Annotated in this window: 11 protein-coding genes; 6 read left to right on the forward strand and 5 right to left on the reverse strand. The window is 62.0% G+C overall.

Features of this window, described 5'->3' with window-relative positions; translation table 11 throughout:
- Positions 1 to 106: 106 nt before the first annotated feature.
- On the reverse strand, positions 107 to 427 hold the full coding sequence (locus BN1127_RS10950; protein ID WP_042649474.1) for an SMR family transporter: 321 nt from the start codon (positions 425 to 427) through the stop codon (positions 107 to 109).
- Complete coding sequence (locus BN1127_RS10955) at positions 415 to 807, reverse strand: DMT family transporter (protein WP_042649475.1); 393 nt, start codon at positions 805 to 807, stop codon at positions 415 to 417. Before BN1127_RS10955 ends, BN1127_RS10950 begins: the two co-directional genes overlap by 13 nt.
- Positions 808 to 965: 158 nt before the next feature.
- Between BN1127_RS10955 and BN1127_RS10960 the strand changes: the two genes are divergently transcribed.
- Positions 966 to 1,847: a LysR family transcriptional regulator gene (locus BN1127_RS10960; RefSeq protein ID WP_042649476.1), complete on the forward strand. Its 882-nt coding sequence runs from the start codon at positions 966 to 968 to the stop codon at positions 1,845 to 1,847.
- Between the two features lie 63 nt (positions 1,848 to 1,910).
- Here the strand turns inward: BN1127_RS10960 and BN1127_RS10965 are convergent, their stop codons facing one another.
- Positions 1,911 to 2,426, reverse strand: coding sequence for a DUF2937 family protein (locus BN1127_RS10965; RefSeq protein WP_042649477.1), 516 nt, complete (start codon positions 2,424 to 2,426; stop codon positions 1,911 to 1,913).
- A 209-nt stretch (positions 2,427 to 2,635) separates the two neighbouring features.
- Between BN1127_RS10965 and BN1127_RS10970 the strand changes: the two genes are divergently transcribed.
- Both BN1127_RS10970 and BN1127_RS10975 read left to right on the forward strand, forming a co-directional pair.
- Positions 2,636 to 3,352, forward strand: coding sequence for a phosphatase PAP2 family protein (locus tag BN1127_RS10970; protein ID WP_042649478.1), 717 nt, complete (start codon positions 2,636 to 2,638; stop codon positions 3,350 to 3,352).
- A 246-nt stretch (positions 3,353 to 3,598) separates the two neighbouring features.
- Positions 3,599 to 4,519, forward strand: coding sequence for a sulfite exporter TauE/SafE family protein (locus BN1127_RS10975; RefSeq protein WP_042649479.1), 921 nt, complete (start codon positions 3,599 to 3,601; stop codon positions 4,517 to 4,519).
- Between the two features lie 38 nt (positions 4,520 to 4,557).
- Here the strand turns inward: BN1127_RS10975 and BN1127_RS10980 are convergent, their stop codons facing one another.
- Positions 4,558 to 5,382 carry a hypothetical protein gene (locus BN1127_RS10980; RefSeq protein ID WP_042649483.1) on the reverse strand — a complete coding sequence of 275 codons (825 nt, stop codon included), beginning with the start codon at positions 5,380 to 5,382 and terminating at the stop codon, positions 4,558 to 4,560.
- Between the two features lie 210 nt (positions 5,383 to 5,592).
- Positions 5,593 to 6,879: a glutamate-1-semialdehyde 2,1-aminomutase gene (gene hemL / locus BN1127_RS10985; protein WP_042649480.1), complete on the reverse strand. Its 1,287-nt coding sequence runs from the start codon at positions 6,877 to 6,879 to the stop codon at positions 5,593 to 5,595.
- A 222-nt stretch (positions 6,880 to 7,101) separates the two neighbouring features.
- On the opposite strand from hemL, the gene clcA reads away from it, so the two are divergent.
- The 3 genes from clcA (at position 7,102) to erpA (ending at position 9,716) form a co-directional block, all read left to right on the forward strand.
- Positions 7,102 to 8,496, forward strand: a complete 1,395-nt coding sequence (clcA, locus tag BN1127_RS10990) for a H(+)/Cl(-) exchange transporter ClcA (protein ID WP_042649481.1) — start codon at positions 7,102 to 7,104, stop codon at positions 8,494 to 8,496.
- An 87-nt stretch (positions 8,497 to 8,583) separates the two neighbouring features.
- A complete protein-coding gene (locus BN1127_RS10995) occupies positions 8,584 to 9,276 on the forward strand; it encodes a DUF6776 family protein (protein WP_042649482.1) in 693 nt (230 codons plus the stop codon).
- Between the two features lie 89 nt (positions 9,277 to 9,365).
- Positions 9,366 to 9,716 (forward strand): iron-sulfur cluster insertion protein ErpA, encoded by a 351-nt coding sequence (gene erpA / locus BN1127_RS11000; RefSeq protein ID WP_025328177.1) that lies wholly within the window; start codon positions 9,366 to 9,368, stop codon positions 9,714 to 9,716.
- Positions 9,717 to 10,068 lie beyond the last annotated feature (352 nt).

Genomic DNA, 10,068 nt, shown 5'->3' on the forward strand with positions numbered 1-10,068 from the left:
TAAGTGAACAGCATTGCGGCATGAGCGGGCTTTGCTGCAGCATGAGTGCGCAAGAAAGCCGCCCGGCGAACACCGGGCGGCTTTTTTCATAGGGCCAGGCCGTCCATCACGCCGTGGTCAGCAGGGTCACGGCGACGGCCATGATCAGGATGCCGACCCAGCCGACGGGCTTGAGGCGCTCGCCAAACAGCAGCAGGCCGCCGAGGGCGGTGCCCAGGATGCCGATGGCGCCCCAGGTGGCATAGGCCACGGCGAGATCTATCCTGCCGGTGCTCACCGCTTCCGAGAGCAGGGTAAAGGCACAGATCACCAGCAATATGCCGAGCAGGCCCCAGCCCTTGTGGCGAAAACCGAGGGAGCGGTTGATGGCCATGTTGGCCCCCACATCCAGCAGGGCGGCGCCCAGAACGATGATCAACGGGTGCATGGGGCCTCCTTGGCAAGGGTCGGCTCAACCGGCTCGGCATGGGTTTCCCCCAGGGTCACCATAACAATGCCCACTATTGCCAGCGCCAGCCCGATCCACTCCTGCACACTCAGCTCGTAGCCCAGGAACAGCACGGAGACGGCGGTGATCAGGGCGATTCCCAGCCCCTCCCACAACGCGAACGCAATACCAATGGAGATTGTTTTGGCGGCCTTGGCCAGCATCAGGTAGGAGAGGGCGATGAGCAGCCACATCGGCAGGTAGTTGAACCAGCCAGCCTCACTTTCCGGGATCAGGGCCATGGTGGAGGTGCCTGCCACCTCGGTCAGGATGGCGCCCGTCAGGAAGAGGCGGGCCAAAAGCAGGGGACTGGATAACATGGGGTTTCCTTCTGTTGCTGCGACGAGGGAGAGGATAGCCGCAGTCTGTTCAGTCGGCAGAATCGCTGAGCGTCGAGAATTCAGGTGCTGATGGTTTGCCTCGGAGGAGGGCGGCGGCGTAAGGTGAGGATGGAACAAGCTGCCGCCAGAGCGTGACCATGAAGCTTTATCAGATACAACTCTTTGTAGAATCAGCAGACAGTGGCTCGATTGCCAATGCCGCCAGGCGCCTTGGCAAGAGCCGCAGCGCCGTCAGCACGGCGATCGCCTCCCTGGAAGTGGATCTTGGCGTCGACCTTTTTGAACGAGGGGCCAACCAGAGCCGACTCACCGAGATAGGGGAGCAGGTGCTGGACGACTGCCGGCGGCTGCTGCAGGCGGCCAACAGTCTCAAGCTCAAGTGCGAGCACCACGCCTCAGGGGCAGAGGTGGCGCTGCGGGTAGCGCGGGACGACGCCATCCCCGAGCCGGTCTGGCGCGAGATGCTGGGGGCGCTGCGCCAGCAGTTTCCCGGCACCAGCATCTCCCTGGTGCTGGCTTCGCCCCCCGAACTGCCTGCCTTGGTGGAGGAGGGGTTTGTCGATGCCGCCTTCGGCCTCATCACCGAGGATCAGGAGCGCAGCGGCCTCAACATAGACGTGCTCAACCCGATCCGCACCCTGATGGTGGTGGCGCCGAGCCACCCGCTAGCCGGGTTGAAGCGGGTGCTGCAGCAGGACTTGACCGATCAGACCCAGGTCACCCTCTCTTATGTGGACGAGTTTTCGGTCAAGAGCCTGCTCCCCATCGGTGGCCAGCACATAGGGTTGTCGAGCTTCGAGCTGATGCGGGATGCGGTGCTGGACGGCCTGGGCTGGGCTGTGTTGCCCTCACCGCTGATCCAGAGCCAGCTGCGGCAGGGAGAGCTGCTGACCCTGAAGCACAAGTTCAGCCTGCAGTGGCGCGATTACGGGGTCTATCTGTCGGAGAACGCCCATCACGGCAAGGTGCTGGCCTGGCTGAAGAAGGCCATCGAGGCCTATCTTGAACCCTTCGAGTAGCCCCTTTTAGGAGGAGAACGACAACAGGGGCCGCTGGCCCCTGTTGCTTGAGACGGCTAGGGATCAGCGCAGGGCGTGACGGGGGGCGGGCTGGCGCGGGCGAAAGGGCAGCAGGAGCAGGCTGAGCAGCAGATCCCCCAGCAGGGACGCGAGCAGTCCCGCCGCCACACCGCAGAAGATGGCGGCCTGCTTGAGGGGCACCACATAGCCGTAGTTGCGCAGGGTGTCCTGCCAGAGCTGGGGGTCCGCCTGCAACAGCAGGTGGGAGACTTGCAGGTACCAGGGCCTATCCTGGAAGGCGCGCTCCTGCTGCAGATGGTGCTGCTGGCTCACCAGTTGCCGCAGGCTGGTGGCATCCTGAGTGAAGACAGGATCCTGGCTGGCGCCGTAATGGGCGACCAGGGCGTCGAGATCGCCGCCAAAGTGTTGATCTGCGGTGCGCTGGAAGGGTTCCAGACTGAGGCTGGCCTGTTGCAGGCGTGCATCCAGCCGCTGGTAGTAGAGATCGACGATCCCCGGTATCTGCACGCCCGCCAGCAAACCGAGGGCAAACAACATCATGCGAAGGTAACTGCGCATAGCCATCATCCTGAGTAAAAGGAGCCTCATACTAGCCGCAAGCCCTCGGCGCGCCAAGGTGGTGCTGACGGCCCCGGTATCCGGTGATAACGGGTTGGGTCAAAAAGGAGTCAACAGGATGTTGTTTGTTACATGAATTCTTACATTTTTGTGATGCAAGTCACTCGGAGGCTGACCTAGAATCACCGCTTTTTGAAGGAAGACTCGGCATGAGCAAGTTCATACCTTTCTATCTGATCGGGGGCCTGATTGCCCTCAGTTGGGCCACCCTGCCGGGTCATGGCCCCTGGGATCACTGGGATCTCGCCACCTTCCAGCTGGTCAATGGCTGGCTGGGTCAACCCCCCCGCTGGGCCGATCTGGTGGCCATCACCAACAATCGCCTGTTCGATCTGGCCACCCTGGGTTGCATGGGACTGATCCTGGGTGCCTGCTTCTTCCGGGCCCATGTTGAGGGGCGCCGTCGTCTGGTGGCCATGGGGATCGTCATGTTGCTGGGGGCCCTGGTGATCAATCAGCTCGGGCATCTGTTGCCGGTCAGCCGTCCCAGCCCAACCCTGATGGTGGACGGGGCGCTGCGCCTGACCGAGATCAGTGCCATTCCCACCAAGGACTCCGCCGGCGACAGCTTCCCCGGCGATCATGCCCTGTTCTTGATGATCTTCGCCGGTTTTGCCCTGCGCTACCTGCCGCGCCGCGCCGCAGTGATCGCCGTGCTGATGGTGCCCCTGTTCTCGGCCCCTCGCATCCTCGCTGGTGCCCACTGGCTGACGGACGTCTATGTCGGCGCCCTCTGCCTCGCCCTCATCTGTCTGCCGCCCCTGCTGCTGACTCCATTGTCGGATCGGCTGATCGACCGCCTTACCCCCAGGTTGCCCCGCTGGATCGCCGGAACGCCTTGTTGCTTGAGTAGCAGAGGGCAATAAAAAGAAGGCGGGTGACCGCCTTCTTTTGCTTATGCCCATCGGTGCTGTGGTCGTCGCGAAATGACCAGGACTACGCCCGATGAGTGCGGGCTTGCGCCCTCAACGACAAGTATTGGCAGAGTCATTCGAGCTTTACCATCAGAAACTGACGGGGCCAAACGTTTGCATCCGATGAAAGCGTGATCCAGACCAGGATTTTTTCTGTGGGCTGCCTTAGAATCGCCGCCCGTTGCTGGAGGTCCCCCTATGCTTGTCACTTTTCTGCGCCTGTTGTTCATCGGTTGCGCCCTGGTCTTTATTTTCATGCTGGTTCACGCCTGGTGGCACAAGCGGCGTCGGGGCGAGCTGGAGTCCACCCCCTTCTGGCCGGTGGCGGCCATCGGCTTCGTCGCCAACTTTCTCGACACCCTTGGGGTCGGCAGCTTCGCGGTCAAGACCGCCTGCTACAAGCAGTTCAAGCTGATCGACGATCGTCTGCTGCCGGGTACCCTCAACGGTCAGTGTGTGCTGCCGACCGTGACCCAGTCCCTCATCTTCATCGGCGTGGTCAAGGTGGATCCGCTCACCCTCATCAGCATGATGGCCGCCGCCGCCGCGGGCGCCGCCTGGGGTGCTCGTCATGTGGCCTCGTTCGATCGCCAGACCATCAGGTTGGTGATGGCGGTCTCCCTGCTGGTCGTTGCCGGGCTCATCTTCGCCGGTCTGCTGGGCCTTTTCCCCGTTGGCGGAGATGCGATGGGGCTCAGTGGCTACAAGCTGGGAATAGCCTTGCTCGGCAACTTCCTGTTCGGGGTGCTGATGAATGTGGGCATCGGCCTGTTCGCCCCCTGCATGACCCTGGTCTATCTGCTGGGGATGAACCCGCTGGCGGCCTTCCCCATCATGATGGGGTCCACCGCCGTGCTCAGCGTCTTCTCGGCGGGCACCTTCATCCGCAAGGGGGCCTTCGATGCCAGGGCCGTGCTGGCGGTGGCCCTCTTCGGCCCCATCGGCGTGGTGCTGGCGGCCATGCTGGTGCAGTCCATGGACATGGAGATGCTCAAGTGGCTGGTGGCCTTCATCGTCATCTACACCTCCTGGACCATGTACGCCTCCTGGCAGGCGGCGCGCCGTCAGCCCGACATCCAGGTTGAAGCACAAGCCCAGCTGAGTGAGGCTCCCCGCTAGCCGTCTCCAATCCACAGGAAGTCTGTCAGGGCGAGGAATTATCTCGCCCGTCTGAAGCCACTGCGTCGCCGAGGCAGAAGGCCTGCCCCTGACTCGCCGCCACTGGTCAGGGGCCGCTGACTGGAGGCGACCAGGGCGGCTTCGGCCTTTGCTCCGAGGAAGACATAGAGCCCCAGCGCCAGCAGCAATCCCACGGCGCAGCCCATCACTCCCACCGCAGGCCAGAGCAGTTCGTTCTGGCCGAGGGAGCCCTTGAACAGCAGCAACAATCCCTCTATGGAGACCGCAATCAGGATGGCGGCGATGAAGCGGGTGATGGTGCGGCGAATGGCGCTGTGGCGGAAGATATCCTTATGCAGTAGCACCTCCTCCTCCAGTATGGTCTTGCCGAGATCGAACACCGCCAGTGCCAGGGTCAGGAAGATGATGGCGCTGAAGGCGCCGAGCCGGTTCTGCTGGGTGCCGCACAGCAGCAGATAGAGCTGCTCGAGGCCATGCCAGATCAGGGTTCCCACGATGAGAAACAGCGCCAGACTCAGGATCACGTAGACGGCCCTGAACCAGGGGATGGCGCGGCGCCGCTCCCTGTCCCCCATCAGCCAGGCGATCAGCTGGTGCAGATTGATCTCAAGCTCGCGGCCATGACCCTGCACCCTCAGCCGCAACTGCCCCTGGGGGGCCGGAATGGGGGGCAGGATCCCCGCTCTTGCCTGGCTCTGGCCCAGGCTCTGCACGCTCAGCACGAAGGGATAGGCCTTGAGGGCCTCCTGGGGGAGGGTGAGCAGCCCCAGCAACAGGGGGGTCAACTCGGTTTCGTACTCCTGATAGCGCCGCAGCACATCGATGGGGCTCATCTCTGCCATATGGACCTCGGTCAAGTGGGCTCCTGAGTAAGGCAGTGCAAATAGTGGGCCCGCTTTATGACAGCCAGTGTGGCCGTGGATGCACCAGCAAGTGGCAAACACTGGCGAGAAGAGAGAGGGGGCTGCACCAGAAGGGGGCTTTGGCAAGGCGAGACGACAGAGGTAACAAAAAAGGGCCCTTCGCGGGCCCTTGGTTCATGCTGGCAGGGCTCAGCCCGCCAGTTTGGCGAAGCTGCGCTCTGCGGCGGCCAGGGTGTGTTCAATCTCCTTGTCACCGTGGGCCAGCGACAGGAAGCCCGCCTCGTAGGCACTCGGCGCCAGATAGACACCCTCCTCCAGCATCAGATGGTAGAAGCGCTTGAAGCGCTCCATGTCGCAGCGGGTCACCTGCTCGTAGCGGGTGATCTCGGTCTCTTCGGTGAAGAAGAAGCCGAACATGCCGCCCACATAGGTGATGGCGAGCGGGATGCCGTGCCTGGTGGCGGCCGCTTTCAGTCCTTCTGCAACCCGCGCAGTCTTGTCGCTCAGTTGCTCGTAGAGGCCCGGCTCCAGCAGCAGGTCCAGCATGGTGAGACCGGCTGCCATGGCCACCGGGTTGCCGGAGAGGGTGCCAGCCTGATAGACGGGGCCGGTCGGCGCTATGTATTGCATCACCTTCTTCTTGCCGCCGAAGGCGCCCACCGGCATGCCGGCCCCGATGATCTTGCCGAGGGTGGTCAGATCCGGGTCTATGTTGTAGTGGCCCTGGGCGCCGCGCAGAGAGACGCGGAAGCCGGTCATGACTTCGTCCAGGATCAGCAGGGCGCCGAACTCGTCGCATATGGCGCGCAGCCCTTCCAGGAAGCCGGGCACCGGCGGGATGCAGTTCATGTTGCCTGCCACCGGCTCGACGATGATGCAGGCGATCTCGCTGCCGTACTGGGTGAAGGCTTCACGCACCGAGTCCAGATCGTTGAACACACAGGTCAGGGTGTGCTTGGCGAAATCAGCCGGGACGCCTGGGCTGTTGGGCTGACCCAGGGTCAGGGCGCCTGAACCTGCCTTGACCAGCAGGGAGTCGGCGTGGCCGTGGTAGCAGCCTTCGAATTTGACGATCTTGTCGCGGCCGGTGTAGCCGCGGGCCAGGCGGATGGCGCTCATGGTGGCTTCGGTGCCGGAGTTGACCATACGCACCTGCTCCATGGAGGGCACTATCTGGCGTACCTTCTCGGCCATCAGCACTTCGATCTCGGTGGGGGCGCCATAGCTCAGCCCCTTCTCAACGGCCTTGATGACGGCGGCCTTGATGGCCGGGTGGTTGTGACCCAGCAGCATGGGGCCCCAGGAGCCGATGTAGTCAACATAGGCCTGACCGTCCACGTCATAGAGGTAGGCGCCATCGGCGTGATCGATGAAGCGGGGTGTGCCGCCGACCCCATTGAAGGCGCGGACCGGTGAGTTGACGCCGCCCGGAATGGTCTGGCGGGCCTGTTCAAACAGCTGATCTGATTTTGACATGGATCATCCTTAATGGGATTTTGGTCGTCACCCGGGCGCAGGCGGTCGATTGCGGCTCGGCAGGCTGCGGTGGGAGGAGTATGCTTTGCGCTCTCGCCACCCGGACTCCCGGACTGCACCCGTGATAAATGAAACGGGCCGACTATAGCAGAAAGGCCCTGTGCTGGGCAGCCGAGCCGAGGCCGGGTGTTTTCGACCCTCGTCAGATGAGCGTGAATACCCATGGTGCAACAAGCTATCCCCCCTCGCGAGGCGACCACACAAGGCCGCCCGCCTGTCCTTCAGCGCCTGATCCAGCGGGACAAGATGCCGCTGCTGGTGCTCTTGCTGGCCGCCCTGGTCGGGGTTCTAGCCGGACTGGTCTGCGGGTTGTTTGAATCCGGTGTGCACTGGCTGGCACAGCAGCGAGTCCTGCTGCTGGCGGATCGCCCCTGGTGGCAGCTCGGGCTGCTGGGCTTTGGTTTCAGCGCCCTGCTGGGGTTTGTCGGCTACTTCCTCACTCACACCTTCGCCCCGGAAGCGGGTGGCTCCGGCATTCCCGAGATCGAAGGGGCCATGGACGAACTGCGTCCGGTGCGCTGGTGGCGGGTCTTGCCGGTCAAGTTTTTCGGCGGCATCTGTACCCTGAGCTCCGGCATGGTATTGGGGCGGGAGGGGCCCTCGGTACAGATCGGCGGCAACCTTGGCAAGATGGTGGCGGACATCTTCCGCCTGCCGAAGGAGCATGGTCACGCCCTGCTGGCTGCGGGGGCGGCGGGCGGTCTGGCTGCCGCCTTCAACGCGCCGCTGGCGGGAATACTCTTCGTGATGGAGGAGATGCGGCCGCAGTTCCGTTACTCCTTCCTCGCCATCAAGGCGGTGGGGATCTCGGCTGTCATGGCGACCCTGATGCTGCAGAACATGAAGGGGCAGGCACCTGTCATCACTCTGCCCCACTACGATGCCCCGGCCCTGAAGGCGCTCTGGCTCTTCCTCTTCATGGGGGGTTGTTTCGGCGTGCTGGGCTTCGTGTTCAACAAGCTGGTGCTCGCCTGTCAGGACGGCTATCTGGCTCTGCATCAGAACAAGCGTCACCGCTTCGTTGCCATCGGCATGCTGGTGGCAGGCACCTTCGGCGTGCTCTCGCTGTTTGCACCCTCGGTGACCGGTGGGGGAACCGAGCTGATCCCTCATCTGGTGGGGGGTAACTATGGGATGGCGACCCTATTCCTCATCTTCTCGGTGCGACTGATCGCCACCCTCGTCTGTTTTTGTTCGGGCGCCCCCGGCGGCGTCTTCGCCCCGACCCTGGCACTCGGCACCCTGTTCGGGGTGGTCTTCGGCCACCTGTTCCATGCGGCCTTTCCCGATCTGGGCATAGAGCCCGGCGCCTTCGCCATCGCCGGCATGGGAGCGCTGTTTGCCGCCACAGTGCGGGCCCCCATCACCGGTATAGTGCTGGTGACCGAGATGACGGACAACTATCAGCTGATCCTGCCCATGATGATCACCACCATAGGGGCCACCCTGGTGGCACAGTGGTTGGGAGGGCGCCCCATCTATTCCCAGATCCTGGAGCGAACTTTACGGCTTGCGGCGCGTCAAAAGCGGGGAGACGGCAGCGTGGCTGCCAGTTAACTCCTTGTTTATCCGCATCAATCCGGCAAGGTCGCGTATAGTGAAGGGAAACAGGCCGTGGTATGGCGTGCTAATAGAAGAGGCCCTATGTTCCAAATCGTGAAGGTATTGGTGGTGCTGGCGGTGGGGGCCTGCATCGGCTATTTCATCGGGAATCGGCAAGAACTGGCCCAGAGCAGTCTGCTGACGGTGCAGCAAGAGACCCTGGAGCGGCAGAGCAAGGCCATAGGCCAGCTCAAGACGGATCTGGGGGTCAAGGACACCTTGCTGGCGACCCAGAAGGCGGCCTTCGAACAGTTGCAGAAAACCCTCAAGGATCAGGAAGCCCAGGTACAGGAGCAAAAGCGTCAGCTGGCCTTCTTCGAGCGTATCATGCGCCCTACCGGTGATCAGGTGGGGGTGACCATCGACAACCTGACCCTGCAGGAAACCAGCGTGCCGGGTCGCTATCACTATCGTCTGGCCCTGACCCAGCCCGCCAAGAAGCGGGAGCTGTTTCGGGGTCAAGTACAAATCAGGGTCGAAGGCAGCCTGGCAGACAAGCCCAGGATCCTCAGTGGGCGCGAGCTTGGCATGACGGTCGGGGAGGGGCGCTATGCGCTGCGCTACTTCCAGCTGTTAGAAGGCAACTGGCAACTGCCGGCAGGCTTTGTACCGGATAGGGTGAGGATCATCATCGCCAAGGACGGTCGCCAGCCGGCCCAGGAGTTGCTGGCGGAGTGGAGCGAGGTACTCAAGCCCCTGGTGACTCAACCAGCCCCCTTGCCCGTGGTGCAGTAAGAGAGTGGTGAATACTTGAACTAAATGGTCGGGTATTGGATAATTTCGCGGTTTCCATGTTTGTGGATGTAATGGTTGTGAGGTCAGTAATGAGTGCAGTAGCAGAAGCCCCGTTGCCAATCCAGATGACGGATGCGGCGGCGAACAAGGTAAAGACCTTGATTACCGAAGAAGAAAATCCCGAGCTCAAGTTGCGGGTCTACATCACTGGGGGGGGCTGCTCCGGTTTCCAGTACGGTTTCACCTTTGACGAAAAGATCAACGACGGGGATACCGTGGTCGAGAAGAGCGGCGTGACCATGGTGATCGATCCCATGAGTCTGCAGTATCTGGTTGGGGGTAGCGTGGACTACACCGAAGGTCTGGAAGGCTCCCGCTTTACCGTGACCAACCCCAACGCCTCGACCACCTGTGGCTGTGGCTCCAGCTTCTCCATCTGATTGGTCAGCAGCACACATTTGAAAGGGTCCGGCAGGGCCCTTTTCTATTTGCGCATCTCTCCCTCATATATGAACCCCCTCTATATAGAGCAGGCAGCCTGGCCTGGGCGGCACGGGTGCTGCCGAAAGTGACCTCTTATGAGCCCTTTGTCGAAGGTGTTTTGTACGATTTGGTTGCATATTAAACACTTGAACGTCTTTCTCAAAAAAACACATAGTTTTTGGTTGTCAGAAAGAATCAGATCCCTATAATGCGCCTCCATCAGCACGGCGCAGTGCGCGTCTGGTCTGGCTTGCAAAGCAACCCAGTGAGGGTTATAGTTTCAAACCCTGCTCTTTAACAATTTGAATC

Source organism: Aeromonas media (assembly GCF_000819985.1).
Lineage (GTDB): Bacteria > Pseudomonadota > Gammaproteobacteria > Enterobacterales > Aeromonadaceae > Aeromonas > Aeromonas media.

Bases quoted from the DNA above. Each gene is read 5' to 3' on its own strand.
- BN1127_RS10950 (WP_042649474.1), bottom strand. From the start codon at position 427: ATGCACCCGTTGATCATCGTTCTGGGCGCCGCCCTGCTGGATGTGGGG.
- BN1127_RS10955 (WP_042649475.1), bottom strand. From the start codon at position 807: ATGTTATCCAGTCCCCTGCTTTTGGCCCGCCTCTTCCTGACGGGCGCC.
- BN1127_RS10960 (WP_042649476.1), top strand. From the start codon at position 966: ATGAAGCTTTATCAGATACAACTCTTTGTAGAATCAGCAGACAGTGGC.
- BN1127_RS10965 (WP_042649477.1), bottom strand. From the start codon at position 2,426: ATGCGCAGTTACCTTCGCATGATGTTGTTTGCCCTCGGTTTGCTGGCG.
- BN1127_RS10970 (WP_042649478.1), top strand. From the start codon at position 2,636: ATGAGCAAGTTCATACCTTTCTATCTGATCGGGGGCCTGATTGCCCTC.
- BN1127_RS10975 (WP_042649479.1), top strand. From the start codon at position 3,599: ATGCTTGTCACTTTTCTGCGCCTGTTGTTCATCGGTTGCGCCCTGGTC.
- BN1127_RS10980 (WP_042649483.1), bottom strand. From the start codon at position 5,382: ATGGCAGAGATGAGCCCCATCGATGTGCTGCGGCGCTATCAGGAGTAC.
- hemL (WP_042649480.1), bottom strand. From the start codon at position 6,879: ATGTCAAAATCAGATCAGCTGTTTGAACAGGCCCGCCAGACCATTCCG.
- clcA (WP_042649481.1), top strand. From the start codon at position 7,102: ATGGTGCAACAAGCTATCCCCCCTCGCGAGGCGACCACACAAGGCCGC.
- BN1127_RS10995 (WP_042649482.1), top strand. From the start codon at position 8,584: ATGTTCCAAATCGTGAAGGTATTGGTGGTGCTGGCGGTGGGGGCCTGC.
- erpA (WP_025328177.1), top strand. From the start codon at position 9,366: ATGAGTGCAGTAGCAGAAGCCCCGTTGCCAATCCAGATGACGGATGCG.